This window comes from Streptomyces sp. O3, from assembly GCF_054788135.1.
The window spans coordinates 161013-178423 of record NZ_JBTVYK010000004.1; the positions used below are offsets into that span (position 1 = coordinate 161013).

Here is a 17411-nt window from a genome sequence, read left to right on the forward strand (position 1 = left end):
TGGACCGCGCCGAGCCCCCATGTTTGCGGCAGGGGTCTAGCCTTTCCCCGGCTCTCCCCGCTCCTCTTGCTCTCCCCGTTCCTCTTGCTCTTCCCGCTCCCTCTGCTCTCTCTGCTCCCCCTGCTCCGCCGAGAGCGCGCACAGCGCCGAGCGGTCCGCGCAGCCGGTCTTGGCCAGCAGGCTCGCCAGGTGCTTCTCCACCGTCCGGGGCGAGATGCACAGTTGCTGGGCGATCTGCTGATTGCCGGGCCGTTCCGCGAGCAGGACGAAGACCTCGTACTCACGCGGCGTCACCCCCGCGGCGCGCAGCCCGGAGGGTATCCGCTCCCGCCCGTCCCGGTGCTGCGGGACGCTCACCCCCGCCTGCCGCAGCACGGCCCGGCAGGCGCCGGCCACCGGCTGGACGCCCGCCGCGTAGAAGTGCTCCTCGGCGGTCCGCAGCCAGGTCACCGGCTCGCCCCAGCCGTCGGCCAGCGCCGCGTCAGCGGTCAGCCGCAACGCCAGGTGCCAGGCCTGCGGGAACGTCTCCGCCATGCGCGCGGACGTCTCCACGGCACGCGCCGCGCCTTCCGGGTCGCCTTCCCGGCCGCGCAGCACCGCGTCCGTCATGCCCAGGAACAGCCGGTTCCAGGCGAGCTGCGCGCCCGGCGACGCCATCGCCTCCCGGTACGCCTCCCGGCCGCCGTCGCCGTTCAGGACCCGCAGCAGGGGGCGGAGCCCGTACCGGCCGCTCAGATAGAAGAAACTGGGGTGCTGCCGCTCCCACGCCAGCGCCGCGTCGAGCTCGGCCAGTGCCCGCTCCCGGTCCTCCTCCAGCAGCGCGCCCACGGCCTGGCACAGCCCCCGTTGCAGGGGCACGAGCATCGACTCCCCGCCGCCCGCCCGGCGGAATCGGGTCAGTGCCCGCTCCCGGTCGCGGACCCGCCCCTGGTGGGCGGCGAGTGTGGCGTCGACCAGGAGCAGATAGCGGTGGGCCGAGAGGTTCTGCAGCCGGGCGCTGATCCCCGCCGACCGCTCGACGATCCCCCGCGCCCGGTCCCACCGGCCGCTCAGCACCGCCTGCATGGCCAGCAGCCCGTCGACGGTCTGTTGAAGGGCCAGCGATCCCAGCTCATGGGCCGCCGCGCGGGCGGTCTCCAGGCGGGTCGACTCGCCGGTCCGCATAAACGCGTTGGTGCCCAGCCGGACCAGGGCCTCGGCCCGGTACGCCGGGAGCCGGTGCCGCTCCGCGACCGCCAGCATCCGTTCCAGGCAGGTGTCGGCCTCGTCGAAGCCCCGCACGCGGGACAGCAGGGCGAGCAGCTGCCACGCCTGGCAGGCCACCGTGGGTCGCCCGAGCTCCTCGGCGGTCAGCGCGGCACGTTCGGCGGAACGTTCCGCCTCCTTCAGCCGCTCGCGGCTGTCCAGGTCGGACCCACGGCCCTGGCCGTCCTGGCTGTGCTGGCCGTCCTGGCTGTGCTGGTCGTCTTGGTCGTCCTGGCCCGGCAGCAGCGCCAGATGGCCCTCGACCACCGCGAGCGCCGCTTCCTGCTCCGGGCGCGGCGCGGGCCCCAGCAGGGCGCGGGCCGACCGGATCCGGCGGTACGCCTCCTCCTGCTGCTCCGCCATGGTCGCCACCCAGGCGACCTGGGTGTGCGCCTGGGCGTGCTCCTCCGCCGTGGGGGATCCGGCGGGCACCGGCGGCAGATCGTCGAGCAGGGCGGACGCCGCGTCGAGTTGCCCGGACTCGGCTCGGGCGATCGCCAGACTCACGGTGACCGCGTCCCGTTCGCCGTCGGCCGCCAGATTCCGGGCCCGCTCCAGCAGTACGGCGGCCGAGCCCGCTGTCCCGGAGTCCAGCATCTGCCGTCCGACCAAGGCGAGTTGCCGGGACGCCGCTACCTCGTCACCGGCCGCCAGCCGGAGCGCCGCCACCAACTGGCGTGTCTCGCTGGAGAGCTCGCCGCCTGACTCCTCGATGGTCAGGGCGGCGCGCCGGGCCAGGGCGGCCTGCTCGGCGGGCGGCAGGGAGGCCCTCAGCGCGTCCGCGGTCAGCACATGGCGGAATGTGTAGTGGTCGTGGGCGGCCCCGTCCGGAGCGATGATCCCCGCCTCGGACGCGGACCGCAGATGGGCGAAGAGCGCGCGGTCGTCGAACCCGGTCACCGCCTTCAGCACACTGATGGAGAACTGCCCGCCGAGCGTCGCCGCGATGAGCAGCAGCTCCCGTACGGGCTCGTCGAGCCGGTCCAGCCGCCGAGCCCAGCTGCGCACGACCCCCGTCGGCACGGTCGCCGCACCGTGGTCCGCGAGCCGCCACCCCTCGTCGGTCCGGCCCAGTCGGCCGGTGTCCAGCAGGTCGGCCAGCAGCACCTCCACCAGATAGGGGTTGCCGCCCGCCCGTTGCGAGAGCTGCCGGTGCGCGGCCGGGGGCACCTCGCCCGGTCCGGCGTCCAGGCACGCGTTCACCATGTCCCACACCGCGGTGTCGTCCAGCGGGCCCAGCTCCCGTACGGAGGCGGTGTTGCGGAGCTCCGCCGCGAGCGCCAGGTCCAGCGCCGGGCCGGGGTCCGGGCGGAGCGTCGCCACCAGCAGGACCGGCAGGTCCGCCACGTTGTCGACCAGGTACTCCACGACCGCGATCGTCTCGGTGTCGGAGTCGTGCAGATCCTCCAGCAGGATCACACAGCCCCGCTCCCGGCCGAGTACCGCCAGCAGCCGCAGAAGCGCCTCGGCCAGTTCGACCAGCGAGTTGGGGTAGCCCGGCGCTGCCGCTGCCGCCGCCGCGTCCCGCCACTCCGGTACGAGCCCGGCCAACGCGGGCCGGTAGGGCGCGAGTTCCGGGTCGTCCGGGGTGCCCGCCGCGCGAAACCGCGAGGACAGCGCCTCGATCAGCGGCCGAAAGGGCGCGACGAGCCCGGTGGACGTGGCGCGGCCGCGCAGCACCGGCATGTCACGGGCGTAGGCGCGATAGGCGCACTCGCCGACCAGCCGGGACTTGCCGATGCCCGCCTCGCCGACGAGGAACGCCGCCTGCCCCGCCCCCTTCCCCGCGCTGTCCAGGGCCTCGCTCAGCAGCCCTATCTCCGCGTCCCGCCCCACGATGGCCGACGACGTCATTCGCATGGGGCGCAGGCTACTTGATGCTTATTCACGCGCGTAGAGGCCCGGAGCACTCTCCGGGCCTCCAAGTGCCTGTCAAAGCACCCGATTTCGACAGGTCGCCGGGCGGCGACGGGCCGCCGGGCGGCGACGGGCCGCCGCGCTCAGAGGGGGAAGGTGCCGGTGGGGAACGTGTCCTCCGGACCGGCGCCGCACTCCGAGGTTCTGAGCAGGCGGCTGCGCAGGCCCAGCGCCCCGCTCGTCCCGAGCGTCACCTCGCCCACGGGGTGATCCTGGGACGACGCGTCAGCGCGGGAGCCGCCGTCGGCATAGGTCATCGAGTCACTGATCTGCATGGTTTCCGCCTGGCCCTTCGTAGTCGTTCGTTCCTCGGAACGGGTCGTTCCGCAGGACGTGTCGTTGTCTTACGCGGTGCTGTGCGGTGCGGGTGTCCGCAGGAGGAGCAACGGCGGTACCCGGTCCGGGAATCCGGCCCTGAGCAGTCCGTGGCCGACTCCCGCCAGCCCGGTCAGCAGGCCGGGATGCGGAACCCCGTCCGGGGCGCCGCACCGGGGGCCGGTCTCCTCGACGGCCGCGAGGAGCGCACCGGCCCGCCGTATCCAGTGCGGTCGCGCCTCGGGTACCGCACTGTGGCCGAGGAGTTCGAGCAGACCCGCCTCCCCGTGGCAGAGGCTGTCGTCGGGGGCCGGTCCGTCCCGGCACAGCTCGTCGACGGCCCGCCGGGCCCAGTCCGCGAGGTGCGGGTCGGCCAGGGCGCCCGGACCGTCCAGCACCGCGAGCGCGATTCCCGCGCGCCCCCGGCACCAGGCCGAGGCACGGGCGTCCGGCTGACGGCCGCCGCCCAGGGCGTCACCAGGGCCACTGCCCAGGGCGTCACCAGGACCGCCGTCCCAGCCGCCACCAGGACCGCCGCCCGGCGCGTCCCCCGCACCGCCGTCGTGTTCCGCGTCCACGGCCGCGCGCAGCGCGGCCAGCCCCGCGTTCCGGTACCGCGCACCGCCCCCGGCCTCCGCGAACCGGAGCAGCGCCCACCCCACACCGGCGGCCCCCGACGCGAAGCCCCGCCCGCCGCCGCTGAGGAGGTCGGCCGACAGCAGCCGGTCCGCGCAGGCCCGCGCGGCCCGCCACGGTTCCGGGCCGCCGCCCCCTGCCCCGCCCTGGTGGGCCGCCAGTTGAGCGACGAGGCCTCCCGCGGTACCCGAGCACACCCCGTGGTCCCGCTCCGCCCTGGCCGCGGCACCGGCCAGCCCCAGCATGGGGGACACCCACGCGCCGACCGCCGCGTCGTCCAGCAGCCGCGCCACCTCGGCCAGCGCGTACGCGATGCCCCCGAGCCCGGCCAGCGCCCCGGAGCCCACCGCGCCCAGGTCTCCCGGACGGTCGCGCAGCCCCTCCAGCAGCGCGGGCACCGGCACCAGCGCCGTACGGGCCGCCTCCGCGTAGTGCCCGGCTCCGGTGAGCGCCGCCAACTGGGCCAGGAACAGGGCCGGTCCGGTGTACCCGCCCGCCAGGTCGGCGGGCATGGGGCCGACCCGCCAGTAGCGGTTGTCCAGCAGCTCCAGACCGATCCAGTTGGTGCGCGGGCCGCCGCGGTACGCCAGGGACATCAGCCGATCCCCGACGGACCGGGCCGCCGACAGCAGCCGCTCCGGCTCCGGGGCGCGGTCCGCGGTACGGGTGCGCCTGCTTCTGGCGGGCCGGTGGGCGGGCGCGCGGGAGGTCGTCGCCAGTGTGGCCCGGACGATCCACTCCTGGTCCTGCCGGTCGACGGTGTCCCGCGCGGCGAGCTTTCCGGCGGCCCGCAGGAGTCCGGGCCGGTCGACGCGCGCCGCCGGGGGCCGTCCGGGCGCGCCCCACAGCCGGGTGCGGCCCGGCCGGGTGGTGAACAGCGGCACGTCGCCCGACCACAGTTGGGCGATCTCGTCATCCGCCAGTCCGGGGAAGGCGGCCGGGCCGAACACGTCGGTCCGCAGGGTCTCCAGGACCCGCTGCCGCTGTGCCGCGTCCTTCAGCAGGTCGGGGTGGGTCGACTCGTCGAGCAGCGTGCCGTACACCCAGGTGGGGCGCGGCACCACCCGTACCTCGTCGTCCGCGAACGCCGCCAACGGGCCGCCGGTTCGCAGCAGTTCCTCGTGTGCCGCGCTGATGGCCGTGTACCCGGCCCGGAACCCGGCGCACAGCGCGTCGGCGTGCGTCCCCGGTTCGACGGGCGCGCCGTCTTCCAGGTGCGGCCGGTTGGCGGATCCGCCGAGCCTCCCGGCCGTACGTACCAGACGCATCCGGTCGGTGCCCGCGTCGGCCCAGCCCGCCCGAGCCAGGGGGGACACCGCCTCGCGGCCGCCGCCGACCCCCGAGATGTCCAGTGCGCTCGTGTCTCCCACCAGCAGTTGGGGAAGCAGCCCGACGCGGTGCACGGAGTCGTGCAGGGCACGGGCGGCCGGGTCGTCGGTCGCGGCGTTCGGCAGCGGCGGGTGGAACAGCGTCTCCACGTCGACCAGCACCGGGTGCCCGCCGACGGCGATCAGGTTCTCGTGGTGCAGGTCGGTCCCGTCCAGCAGGTGCAGCAGCGCCAGCAGCGAGCCCTGGCGGCGGTAGAACTCCTCGACCTCCGCGGCCGAGGCGCAGGGCCGGGCCGTCACGTACTCCGCCCACCCGTACGGCCCCCGGTCGAGCAGGCGGAGCGTACGGAGGTCGGCCGCGCCCGGCAGCCCGTTGAACCAGGTGACCAGGTCGTTGAAGTGGCGGTGCACGGCCAGCGGGCGGGGCTTGTACACCAGCCGGGTCCCGTTCGCGAAGCGCAGCAGCGTCACGCTCCGGCCGCCCGCGTGCCGATCCCCGGCACCTGGCTCGACGCCCACCAGCGGTCCCGGAGCCGAGCCGGGCTCCCCCAGGAGACCGTTCGCCAGCAGACGGGCGTGGTCGTCCGCCAGCCGCTCCAGCATCTCCGCGACGGCGTCCGCCGCGTCGAGGGCCGTACGTCCCAGGAGACGCGCCAGCACGGGCCGTTCGGTCAGCAGGGCGGCCAGGCCGCGCCGGGAGGCGGTGCGCCGCAGGAAGTCGCGGAACCGGGTTCGTGTGTCGGTTCCGTGGAGCCGCCCGGTGGTCCGCGCCTCGTACAGCTCCAGGACCAGGGTGCGGGCCGCGATCCGGGCGAGAGTCCGGCTCAGCTCGCGCGCCAGGCCGTCGCGTACGGCGGGAAGGTCCACGAGCGGGCGTACCCGCTCGGGCACGGCCTGCTCCAGGCGGTCCCCCGCGCGGGCGGTGAACGGTGCCAGCACCCGCTCGAAGCCGGTCAGCTCCGGGTAGTCCACGTCGGGGATCACCGCCTCCCGCGGGGCGGCGAGCAGGGCCTGCCGGGTGAACTCCGCCCAGTCCGGGCACGGTCCGGGTCCCGTCCCGGAGTCCGGGGCGGAATCCGGAGTGGAGTCCAGGGCGGAGTCCGGGGCGGGCGGTACGGCGATGAGCCCCGGCTCCCACCAGCGCTCGGGAAGCTGTTCCTCCCCGGCGGCGGCCGCCCCGGCGCCCACCCCGCCCTGTGCTTCTTCGGCTGCCACCGCCCCTCCCCCCCTCCGCCATCGGATCGGCCCGTGTCGACCCGCTTCGGGCCGTGCTCGTCTGGCTGCCAGCCTGGTATGGGAGGCCCTTCGGGGCATGGGGGCCGGGCCCCCATCTTTTCCGCCCGGTACCGCCCGCGCCGCGGGGGTACCGGGCGGCGCTGGACGTACGGCCTCAGGGAAGCGCGGTCAGGTACATCCCGGATGCACCGGAACCCGCCGTGTTGCGGCAGCCGTGGTCACCGGTCGGCTCGGCGTAGATCAGGGACAGGCAGCGGCCCTGGCCGAGCTGCCCGTAGTAGTTGGGGTGCATGAACTCCTGTACGGGCCCCTGGGTTTCGTTGCCGTCGATCCAGCGGGCCCACTCGCTGGTGGCCGCCGACGGGGGCTGGTCGGCGCTCACCAGACGGCTCGCGGTGGCGCACACCTCGCGCCCCTGGAGCATGTCGCGCAGGTCCAGGAACTGCGCGCCCTTGGCCGCGGCGACCTCCCGCAGGCGGTCGGCGAGCTGCGGGACCAGCGAGTCGCGGGCCCAGTCGGAGTCCTTGTCCCAGAAGGGGCAGCCGCCGGTGCTGGCGCGTGACCAGCCGCTCTCCGGGTAGCGGTTCTCGTCGCCGCGCGGGATGGGGGACGGGTACGACTGAAGCACGACGCGGTAGTCGGAGGCGTCGTAGCCCGCGCCGGACATCACGGCGCGGATCTCGTCGAGGGACTCGCCGACGTCCGCCATCACGGTGTCGATCTTGGTGTCGACGACGGCCTGCTGGTCGTCGTGGCAGTAGGACCACCAGATGAGGTAGTCCTTGGCGCACTTCTCGATGATGGACGCGAACCCGAGGTCGTTGCCGCCGATGGAGAGGGCGATGACCTTGACGTCGTACGCGGCGGCGATGCTCGCGAGCTGGTCCGCCTGCGGGGCCTCGCCCTTGTACGCCTCGCCGCCGTTGACCGAGCGGAAGACGTTGCGGGTGGTCGCGCCGGAGCAGGCGATGTTGACGCGGGCCGGGGCCGTCCCGGCGGCGCTGTGCACCTCGGCCGAGTCGGAGCGGTGGCAGCCGTTCTCCGCAGTGGTCCCGTACACCAGGCTCGGGTCGTACGTGCTGCCGGTCCAGGCCCGGTCGGTCCCGTCCCGGCTCCCGCTGTCGGTGAGGCTGTTGCCCTTCCAGCGCCCGGCCTCGCCGGAGATATAGCTGTCCCCCATGGACACGATCGCCTCGGTCCCGGCTCCGGGGCTGGCGGCGGCGGCCCCGGACCCGGTGATGGTCGCGCCGAGGGCGGCGAGAGCGGCGAGCGTGAGGGAGAGGGCTGGGACGGACGTTCTGAGCATGCGAGACCTGCGAAAACCAGACACGGCGGAACTCCGTTGTTCGGCCACGCCAAGGGGCCGGATTCAGCCAGGAATCGGACAGGGAACCCGTGCTGCGGAAGCGCCCATGGCGGTGTGGCGTAGGGGTGGGGGTAAAGCCGCCGGCCGGTGGCATGCCGGAATCTCGCACGCCCGAACTTGTTACCGCTAGGTAGTGCGAGGTCTCTTTTCGGTCACGCGGACGCGCGCGCCGCGAGGGCGGCGGGGGGCTTGGCAAGACAGGTGCAATGTGAAATATTACTGATGTGCTCACGGGAAACTCTTCGTCGGATGTCATCGTCGTCGGGGCGGGTGTGGTCGGCGCCGCCTGCGCGTACTACGCGGCTCAGGCCGGACTCACCGTCACCGTGATCGACCGCGGACCGGTCGCGGGCGGCACCACGGGGGCCGGGGAGGGCAATCTCCTCGTCTCCGACAAGGAGCCGGGCCCTGAGCTCGAACTCGCTCTGGTGTCGGTTCGGTTGTGGCGTGAGCTGGCGGAGTCGCACGTGTCAGGGCCGTCCGCTGTCGAGTACGAGGCGAAGGGCGGCCTGGTGGTCGCCTCGTCCGAGTACGGGCTGCGCGCCCTGCGCGGCTTCGCCGCCCGGCAGGGCGCGGCGGGGGTGACGGCCCATGAGGTCCCGGCGGACGGGCTCGGTGAGCTGGAGCCGCATCTCGCTCCCGGCCTGGCGGGCGGTTTCCACTACCCGCAGGACGCCCAGGTGCAGCCCGCGCTGGCCGCCGCCCGACTGTTGAAGGCGGCGGGTTCGCCAGAGCGGGAGCGGGGGCGGGGGCAGGGGCAGGGGCGTGTGCGGCTGCGGCTCGGGGAGGAGGTGACGGGCCTGCTCACCGGAGCGGGCGGCGCCGTACGGGGTGTCCGTACGGCCACCGGCGAGGCGCATGCCCCGTACGTCGTGAACGCCGCCGGGACCTGGGGCGGCGATCTCGCCAAGTTCGCCGGGGTGGAGCTGCCGGTACTGCCCCGGCGGGGCTTCGTCCTGGTCACCGAGCCGCTGCCGCGCGTGGTGCGGCGCAAGGTGTACGCCGCCGACTACGTCGCGGACGTCGCCAGCGGCTCGGCGGCCCTGCAGACGTCCGCCGTGGTGGAGGGGACCGCGGCGGGGCCGGTGCTGATCGGCTCCAGCCGGGAGCGGGTGGGGTTCGACCGCTCGCTGTCGACCGAGGTGCTGCGGCGTCTGGCGCTCGGGGCCGCGGAGCTGTTCCCGGTGCTCGCCGGGGTGCGGGTGATGCGCACGTACGCGGGCTTCCGCCCGTACCTGCCGGACCATCTGCCCGCGATCGGCCCCGATGCGCGCGTTCCCGGACTGCTGCACGCCTGCGGCCACGAGGGCGCGGGGGTCGGGCTCGCTCCGGCCACCGGTCTCGTCATCGCGCGGTGTCTGACCGGCGGCGAACCGCCTGTAAGCATCGCCCCGTTCGACCCGGCCAGGTTCGGCGAGGCCGCTGCCGGCACCAGTCCCCGCCTCCACCCCCGTCCTCGTCCTCGTCCTCGTACTCGTCCATGAATCCCGTAGGAGAGAGGAGGCCCGCCGTGGCCCGTACCCCCGCCGAGCTGGTCGGGGCACAGCCCGAACCGCCCTTCGAGATCACCCTGGACGGGCGGCCCGTCTCCGCGCTGCCCGGACAGACCGTCGCCGCCGCGCTGTGGTCGGCGGGCGTACTCGCCTGGCGCACCACCCGCGTGGGCGGCCGCCCACGCGGCGCCTTCTGCGGCATCGGGCAGTGCTACGACTGCCTCGCCACCATCAACGGAACGCCCAACCGCAGGGCCTGTCTGGTCCCGGCGCGCCCCGGCGACGCGATCACCACCCAGGAGGGACACGGCCGTGCCGAGCTCAGCGTCTGAACCGTACGACTCCCCGCCGCCGCGCGACTCCCAGCCGTACGACTCCCCGCCGCGCGACTCCCAGCCGTACGATCTCGCGGTGATCGGCGCGGGGCCCGCCGGGCTCTCCGGCGCCGTCGCCGCCGCCGGACTGGGCCTGAAGGTAGCCCTGTTGGACGCCTCCGAGCACATCGGGGGGCAGTTCTACCGGCATCCTGCCGCCGCGCTCGGAGCCGTACGCCCCGAGGCCCTGCACCACGACTGGTCGGCCTTCGCCGCGTTGCGCCGGAGGCTCGCGGCGAGCGGCGTCAGCCGCCTGGCCGGACACCATGTCTGGTCTGTGACCGGCGAGTTCGGCGACTGGTCGGTGCACGCGGTCACCGGGGCCGACGGTGACGAGGAGCAGCCCGTACGGGTACGGGCCAGGGCACTGCTCCTGGCTACCGGGGCGTCCGAGCGTCAACTCCCGTTCCCCGGCTGGACCCTGCCCGGTGTGGTGGGGGCCGGGGGCGCGCAGGCGATGCTCAAGTCCGGGCTCGTGCTGCCGGGTAAGCGGGTCGTCGTCGCGGGCAGCGGCCCGCTGCTGCTCGCGGTCGCGGGGTCGCTCGCCGCCGCCGGGGCGCGGGTTCCCGCCGTGGTGGAGGCGTCCGGCTATCTGCGGTACGCCCGCCACCCCTGGGCGCTCGCCGCCAACCCGCACAAGCTGGTCGAGGGGGTGGTGCACGGGGGAGCGCTGCTGCGGCACCGGGTGCGGCCGCTGCTGCGCAGCGCCGTCGTCGAGGCGCACGGCACCGAGCGCGTGCAGGCCGTGACCGTGGCCAGGCTCGACCGCGACTGGCGGCCCGTGCCCGGCTCGCGGCGGCGCATCGCGTGCGACGCCCTCGCCGTCGGGCACGGCCTCGCCCCGCAGCTCGACCTCGCCACGACGCTCGGCTGCGCCACGCGCCGCACCGCGGACGCCACGGCCGCCCTCGTCCTGGGCGACAGCCAGGAGACGACGGTGCCCGGCGTCTGGTCGGCGGGCGAGACCGGCGGCGTGGGCGGCTCCCGCCTGGCCATCACCGAGGGTGCGTTGGCGGCACACGCCATCGCCGCGCGGTTGGTCGGGGGCGAGGGGGGCGCGGGGGGTGCGGGGGGCGCTGGGCCGTCGGGGCGGGCCGCGGGCGCTCGCCGGGGGCGGGTCGGGCGGCTGCGCCGCGACCGCGACCGGATGCGCGCCTTCGCCGACGCCATGGCCGTCGCCCACGCGCCGGGCCCCGGCTGGCCGCGGTGGCTGCCCGACGACACGGACGTGTGCCGCTGCGAGGAGGTCACCGCCGGGCGCGTCCGTGAGGCGGTCACCGACCTCGGCGCCGGTGACGCACGTACCGTCAAACTGCTGACCCGAGCGGGCATGGGCTGGTGCCAGGGCCGGATGTGCGGCGCGGCCGTGGCCTGCCTCGCGGCGAGCGGTGGCGGCGAGACGCCGCCGCCCGCCGAACGCCGCCCGTTCGCCGTACCCGTCACGCTCGGAGCGCTCGCCGGGCTCGCGCCGGACGCCGCGCCGGACGCCGTACCGGACACGCCGACGGACGACTGACTGGCCGCTGACCGACCGCGAAGCCGCGCCCACCCCTGGGTACCCCACACCACTAAGTGAAATGTCACACCGTATGAAAGGTCCGCCGAAAATGACCACCACCACCACCGGGAACTCGACCGGGAACCCCACCGGGACCCCCACCGGGACCCCCACCGCCTGGAACCCCGCCCGCCCCTGGCGCGGCATCATGGTCGCCACCGCGCTCCCCCTGCGCCCCGACCTCTCCGTCGACTACGACGCGTACGCCGAACACGTCGCCTGGCTGATCGAGAACGGCTGCGACGGCGTCGTCCCCAACGGTTCGCTCGGCGAGTACCAGACGCTGACCGACGAGGAGCGCGCCCGCGTGGTCCGCACCGCCGTCGAGGCCGCGGGCGGCGGGGCGCGGGTCATGCCCGGCGTCGCCGCCTACGGCAGCGCCGAGTCGCGCCGCTGGGCCGAGCAGGCCGCCGAAGCGGGCTGCGGCTCCGTACTGCTCCTGCCGCCCAACGCCTACCGCGCCGAAGAGGACGCCGTACGCGCCCACTACGCCGAGGTCGCCAAGGAGGGCGTCCCGGTCGTCGCGTACAACAACCCCATCGACACCAAGATCGACCTCACCCCCGCGCTGCTCGCCCAGCTTCACCAGGACGGGAACATCGTCGCGGTCAAGGAGTTCACCGGCGATGTGCGCAGGGCGTACGAGCTCGCCGAACTCGCCCCGGAGCTCGACCTGTTGATCGGCGCGGACGATGTGCTGCTCGAACTCGCCGTCGCGGGTGCGGTCGGCTGGATCGCGGGCTACCCCAACGCTTTCCCGGCCACCTGCTCCGCCCTCTACCACGCCGCGGTCTCCGGGGACCTGAAGACGGCTCTCCCGCTCTACAGGTCGCTGCACCCGCTGCTGCGCTGGGACTCCAAAACGGAGTTCGTCCAGTCCATCAAGCTGTCCATGGACATCGCCGGACGCTACGGCGGCCCGGTGCGTCCCCCGCGCACCCAGCTGACCGGCCAGGTCGAGGCGGGCGTGCGGGAGGCCACGGAGAAGGCCATCGCCGACGGCCACCACTGACCCGCGCCCGACCCGCGTCTGACCCCGCGTCTGACTCCGTGTCTGACCCCTCGTCTGACCCCGCGTCTGACTCGCCCCGCCCCCCTACCCGAGGAGCTGTCATGCGTACCCGCCATGTCTTCCACGCGGTCGACTCGCATACCGAGGGCATGCCCACCCGTGTGATCACCGGCGGCGTCGGGGTGATCCCCGGCGCCACCATGGCCGAGCGGCGGCTGCACTTCATCGAGCACCTGGACCACCTCCGTACGCTGCTGATGTACGAGCCGCGCGGACACGCGGCGATGAGCGGCGCGATCCTGCAACCGCCCACCCGGCCGGACGCCGACTACGGCGTGCTCTTCGTCGAGGTCTCCGGGCTGCTGCCGATGTGCGGCCACGGCACCATCGGGGTGGCCACCGTGCTGGTGGAGACGGGGATGGTGCCGGTCGTCGAACCGGTGACCACCGTGCGCCTGGACACCCCCGCCGGACTCGTCGCCGTCGACGTACGCGTCGAGGACGGCGCGGCGAAGTCGGTCACGTTCACCAATGTGCCCGCGTTCTGCGTGGGTCTCGGGCACAAGGCCGAGGTTCCCGGATACGGGACGGTGACCTACGACCTCGCGTTCGGCGGCAACTTCTACGCGTTCGTCGAACTCGACGATCTGGGGCTGCCGTTCGACCGGGCCCGCAAGGACGACCTGCTGGCCGCCGGGCTGGCGATCATGGACGCGGTCAACCGGTCGCCGGACCGTCCGGTCCACCCCGAGCGGCCGGATGTCGCCGGACTCAAACACGTCTACCTCGCGGCCCCCGGCTCAGACGCCCGCCACTCGCGGCACGCGATGGCCATCCATCCGGGCTGGTTCGACCGCTCACCATGCGGTACGGGTACATCCGCGCGCATGGCGCAGCTGCACGCCCGAGGCGAACTCCCCCTGGACCAGGACTTCGTCAACGAGTCCTTCATCGGTACACGATTCACCGGCCGTCTCATCGCCGAGACACAGATCGGCGGCGACGGCGGCCGCGGATCCGGAGAGGGCGGCCGCGGCGAGAGCGACGCGGGGAGCGGAAGCGACCCCCGCGAGAGCGGCGCGACCGCCGACGCGATCCCCGCCGTCGTCCCTGCCATCACCGGCCGCGCCTGGATCACCGGCACCGCCCAGTACTACCTCGACCCCGACGACCCCTTCCCCGGAGGCTTCCTCCTGTGACCCCGCCGACTCCCCCCACCTCCTCCACCACCTCCACCACCTCCTCCACCACCTCCACCACTCCCGTGACCTCCACCTCTACCGCCGCGACCGCCCACGCGACGCCCGTCGTCTCCCGCAACCCGGCCGACCCCTCCGACGTACTCGTACAGATCCCCGCGCCCGGCGCCTTCGCCGCGGTGGACGCCGTGGACCGGGCCCGCGCGGCCCAGCCCGGCTGGCTCGGCGGCGGCGCGGCCGCCCGGTCGGCGGCACTCGGCGCGGTCGCCGCCGCCGTCGAAGCGGCGGCCGACGAACTGGCCGCGCTCGCCGTACGGGAAGTGGGCAAGCCGCTCACCGAGGCCAGGGCCGAGGTCGCCCGGACCGCCGCGATCTGGCGCTACTACGCCCAGGCCCCCTACGAGCCGACCGGCGCCGTCCACGAACCAGCGGCAGGGGAAGGGCTGTTGCTGTCCCGACGCCGTCCGTACGGCGTCGCGGGGCTGATCACTCCGTGGAACTTCCCGTTCGCCATCCCGAGCTGGAAGGCCGCGCCCGCCCTCGCGGTCGGCAACGCGGCGGTGCTGAAGCCCGCCCCCGAGGCGACCGCCTGCGCCCAGCGCCTCACGGAGATCGTCCAACAAGCGTTGCCCGCCGGGGTGTTCACCGTCGTCCCCGGCGGCGCCAGCGAAGGGAACGCCCTCGTATCCGCCGCCGACGTGGTCTCCTTCACCGGTTCGAGCACCGTCGGCCAGGCGGTCGCCCGTGCCGCCACGGCGCGCGGCGTGCCCGTCCAGGCCGAGATGGGCGGCCTCAACGCCGCGCTCGTACTCCCGGACGCCGACATCGAGCAGGCGGCGGCCCACATCGCCGCCGCGATCGCCGGATACGCGGGCCAGAAGTGCACCGCGACCAGCCGCGTCATCGCGGTCGGAACGGCCGTCCAACCGCTGCGCGAGGCGCTGGCCGCCGCGCTGCGGGCTGTACCGGTGGGCGACCCGGCCGACGCCGCGACCGTATGCGGGCCGCTCATCAGCGAACACGCCCGCGACCAGGCCGCCGCCGCCGCGCACGGACTGCGCACGCTCGCTGGCGGGTCCGCACCGGACCGCGCTGGCTGGTACGCGGCCCCGACCCTGGTGGAGCAGGTGCCGTCGGGCCATCGGCTGCTGCGCGAAGAGGTCTTCGGCCCCATCGCCGCACTGCTGCCCGCCGACGACCTCGCCCAGGCGGTGCGGATCGCGAACTCCGTGCCGTACGGCCTGGTCACCTCGGTCCACACCCGGAACCTCGACACCGCCCTGCACGGACTCGACCGGCTCGACACCGGCATGATCCGGATCAACGCCCCGTCCAGCGGCGTCGACTTCCACCTGCCGTTCGGCGGCGCCAAGGCCTCCAGCCACGGACCACGCGAACAGGGCCGCGCCGCCCTGGAGTTCTACACGTCGAGCCGCACCTACACCCTGTCACCCGCGAAGGCGCCGTAACCCACCGTCGACGCCTTCGCCCGCGAGGCCGCCGCCACGCTGTTCCAGACGCAGGGCTACCACGCCGGCGATGGTGCTCGGCGACTGGGAGGTATCTGACCTGGGCCTTCGTCGTGGAGCGGGTGACGAGAATCGAACTCGCGCTCTGAGCTTGGGAATCGCATGATCCCAGGCAGGGTTCTCGCAGGTCAGCCCGGAGAGCCTGCCGCAGTGAGGGGTTGGCGTGGGAGCGCGTGGGCTCCCTGGTTGACCGCTGCGGACCGCTTCTACCGGTGCGGAAGTGGTGCGGGTGCGGTACAGCTTGGCGGCTTCCGCCAGGCGTTCCGGTGACTGCGATGGTCATCGGACTGTCTGCGGCGGTTAACTTCAGGTGCATGAGAGAGCACCGGTTGGTCGACAACAGGCAGAACGGCCCCTCCCGGACGTCGTACGGCTCAAGGCTCTGGGCGGGCACCGGTTGCCACTGAGTCTCTCCCGTCCGGTCCCGTACGACGCGTCCGAAGGCTTGGTCTCCGAAGTGGAACGCGAAGCCATAGGTGCGGGCGCGCTGAGCTGAGACAGGAGGGTCGTGCGGGCCTTCAGCACGCCGTCGACATCCACATCGGGGCCAGAGGGCCACTCTGGATGTGGCATCTGGGCTGGGGTGTGGAAGGTGTCCCCGAACACCAGGGTCCGCCTGTTGCCGGATGCCGAGACGATGTACGTGGTGTGTCCGGGGCTGTGGCCAGGAGTGATCAACGCGGTGACGCCAGGCTGTACTTCGTCTCCGTCGTCGAACCGCCGCAACACGCGGGACATCGGCACCATGAACCCGTCTCATGACGTGCTCCTACCTCGACCTCACCCCGCCAGAAGGGATCCCACTCCGCACCGGCCACCAGGTAGCCGGCACGTGGGAACGCCGCGGGAGATGCCGAGCGACTCGTCGAGGACGTTCCTGCCGAGGCCCAGCGGCTATACGACCCGAGGGGGCCAGGGACTCGGGGTGTTCTCCCCAGTAGGAGGCGGGGGCAGCGGGGAGGAACCCGGCGGTGTCCAGCTCCATGGCCCCGTCGACGATGTACGTCAGCCGGGTGTCTCCCACGGTGAGGGTACGTACGGCCGACTGGTTGCTCAGTGCGCCGACGTGTGCGGAGTGGTGTTCCGCAGCAGCCCCTTCGCTTTGCGGTGCGGCGGCGCGTACGACGCCCGACGTGATGCCCGCGAGCGGGCCGGACACCGCCGTCGTGGTGGCGAGCCCGGTGCGCAGCACTCCGCGGCGCGAGAGGGCGGGGGCGCGGTGTGCGTCTGTCATGACGAAGACTCCTACGGGGTTCGTACGAGGACGTGGGTGCGGTCACGTCGCCGCACCGCAGTTCCGCCCCCGGCCCCGGGAAGCGGGTCGAGAGCGGAACAGCGCACTGGCTCCGGTAGTTACGGAGCCAGCAGGCGAGCCGGATTCGTGGAGGTCAGTGCGCGGACCCGGTTCTCGTCCACGCCTGCCTCGGCGAACCATCTGGCGCTGAGCGCCAGCCACTCCCGCACATTCGGCTGGTCGGGCTGGCCGAGGTCCGAGCTGTAGACCATGCGGGGGTGGGCGTCGAGCACGGTCCGGAACTGATCCGCGTCGTGGTGGCCGAGCAGTCGGGTGAGTGACGTCAACTCCACGTACACGGAGTCCAATTGGGCCAGGTCGGCGAGGTCTGCTTCGGTCAGCCCGGACATCGGGTGCGTGGCATGCGTGAGGAGCAGCCGCGGTACTCCGAGACGTACCGCCTCGGCGACGACCTTCAGGGCCTCCTCCCGGTTGCAGTGTCCGGTGGCGAGTACCACCGGCAGGTCCCGGACGGCATGGAGCACTTCCCGTACCTCCGGGCGCAGTTGACCGGCCTCGTCCAGTACGCGCGCTCCCCGCCAGCGATCCGCGTCGAGGAGCGGGTGGAATGGGGTGCGATGCAGTGCGGTCGGGTGTGCGGGGCCTGTGAGAGTCGGAAGATGGACGACCAGCCTGGCCGGGCTGTCCGGCCCGTGCTCGTACACGGCCTGCTCGACGACACGGGGCCGCACACCCCCGACCAGATCGTTGAGCACCACCGCACCGGATACCGGCAGCCCCGCCTCGCGGGCTTCCCATGCCTGCGCCGCGGTGGAGCCCAGGTGGCTCTTGACCACCACCCAGCCGCCGATCTCGGCGTAGGCGCGGGCGGCCCGGCACGAGGTCAGCCGGCGTTGATAGAGGTCAGGACCGGCGTGGTAGTGGACGTCCACCACGCCGTCGCCCATG

At 73.8% G+C, this 17411-nt stretch carries 11 protein-coding genes; 6 read left to right on the forward strand and 5 right to left on the reverse strand.

Annotation, left to right across the window (positions count from 1 at the left end; genetic code table 11):
- Positions 1-36: 36 nt before the first annotated feature.
- The 4 genes from ACX6XY_RS04120 to ACX6XY_RS04135 form a co-directional block, all read right to left on the reverse strand.
- Positions 37-3105, reverse strand: coding sequence for a helix-turn-helix transcriptional regulator (locus ACX6XY_RS04120; protein WP_460326417.1), 3069 nt, complete (start codon positions 3103-3105; stop codon positions 37-39).
- A 140-nt stretch (positions 3106-3245) separates the two neighbouring features.
- Positions 3246-3437: a hypothetical protein gene (locus tag ACX6XY_RS04125; protein WP_460326419.1), complete on the reverse strand. Its 192-nt coding sequence runs from the start codon at positions 3435-3437 to the stop codon at positions 3246-3248.
- 69 nt (positions 3438-3506) lie between these two features.
- Positions 3507-6656 carry a type 2 lanthipeptide synthetase LanM family protein gene (locus tag ACX6XY_RS04130; RefSeq protein WP_460326421.1) on the reverse strand — a complete coding sequence of 1050 codons (3150 nt, stop codon included), beginning with the start codon at positions 6654-6656 and terminating at the stop codon, positions 3507-3509.
- Between the two features lie 175 nt (positions 6657-6831).
- On the reverse strand, positions 6832-7983 hold the full coding sequence (locus tag ACX6XY_RS04135) for a GDSL-type esterase/lipase family protein (protein ID WP_460326423.1): 1152 nt from the start codon (positions 7981-7983) through the stop codon (positions 6832-6834).
- 284 nt (positions 7984-8267) lie between these two features.
- Here ACX6XY_RS04135 and ACX6XY_RS04140 point away from each other — a divergent pair, with 284 nt between their 5' ends.
- From ACX6XY_RS04140 to ACX6XY_RS04165, 6 genes are all read left to right on the forward strand, one after another.
- Positions 8268-9527: an NAD(P)/FAD-dependent oxidoreductase gene (locus ACX6XY_RS04140; protein ID WP_460326425.1), complete on the forward strand. Its 1260-nt coding sequence runs from the start codon at positions 8268-8270 to the stop codon at positions 9525-9527.
- A gap of 26 nt (positions 9528-9553) precedes the next feature.
- On the forward strand, positions 9554-9868 hold the full coding sequence (locus ACX6XY_RS04145) for a (2Fe-2S)-binding protein (RefSeq protein WP_460326427.1): 315 nt from the start codon (positions 9554-9556) through the stop codon (positions 9866-9868).
- Positions 9849-11426: an FAD-dependent oxidoreductase gene (locus ACX6XY_RS04150; RefSeq protein ID WP_460326429.1), complete on the forward strand. Its 1578-nt coding sequence runs from the start codon at positions 9849-9851 to the stop codon at positions 11424-11426. The genes ACX6XY_RS04145 and ACX6XY_RS04150 overlap by 20 nt, the downstream gene beginning before the upstream one ends.
- 190 nt (positions 11427-11616) lie before the next feature.
- The gene (locus ACX6XY_RS04155) at positions 11617-12480 is read left to right on the forward strand and encodes a dihydrodipicolinate synthase family protein (protein WP_460326476.1); all 864 of its coding nucleotides are present in this window, start codon (positions 11617-11619) and stop codon (positions 12478-12480) included.
- 101 nt (positions 12481-12581) lie between these two features.
- Positions 12582-13679 carry a proline racemase family protein gene (locus ACX6XY_RS04160; RefSeq protein WP_460326431.1) on the forward strand — a complete coding sequence of 366 codons (1098 nt, stop codon included), beginning with the start codon at positions 12582-12584 and terminating at the stop codon, positions 13677-13679.
- A gap of 65 nt (positions 13680-13744) precedes the next feature.
- The gene (locus ACX6XY_RS04165; protein WP_460326433.1) at positions 13745-15148 is read left to right on the forward strand and encodes an aldehyde dehydrogenase family protein; all 1404 of its coding nucleotides are present in this window, start codon (positions 13745-13747) and stop codon (positions 15146-15148) included.
- A gap of 1413 nt (positions 15149-16561) precedes the next feature.
- On the opposite strand, the gene ACX6XY_RS04170 is transcribed toward ACX6XY_RS04165, so the two are convergent.
- Positions 16562-17410 carry a DUF6282 family protein gene (locus tag ACX6XY_RS04170; protein ID WP_460326478.1) on the reverse strand — a complete coding sequence of 283 codons (849 nt, stop codon included), beginning with the start codon at positions 17408-17410 and terminating at the stop codon, positions 16562-16564.
- Position 17411 lies beyond the last annotated feature (1 nt).

Coding starts and splice junctions, on each gene's coding strand:
- ACX6XY_RS04120 (WP_460326417.1), bottom strand. CDS start 3,105: ATGCGAATGACGTCGTCGGCCATCGTGGGGCGGGACGCGGAGATAGGG.
- ACX6XY_RS04125 (WP_460326419.1), bottom strand. CDS start 3,437: ATGCAGATCAGTGACTCGATGACCTATGCCGACGGCGGCTCCCGCGCT.
- ACX6XY_RS04135 (WP_460326423.1), bottom strand. CDS start 7,983: ATGCTCAGAACGTCCGTCCCAGCCCTCTCCCTCACGCTCGCCGCTCTC.
- ACX6XY_RS04155 (WP_460326476.1), top strand. CDS start 11,617: ATGGTCGCCACCGCGCTCCCCCTGCGCCCCGACCTCTCCGTCGACTAC.
- ACX6XY_RS04160 (WP_460326431.1), top strand. CDS start 12,582: ATGCGTACCCGCCATGTCTTCCACGCGGTCGACTCGCATACCGAGGGC.
- ACX6XY_RS04170 (WP_460326478.1), bottom strand. CDS start 17,410: ATGGGCGACGGCGTGGTGGACGTCCACTACCACGCCGGTCCTGACCTC.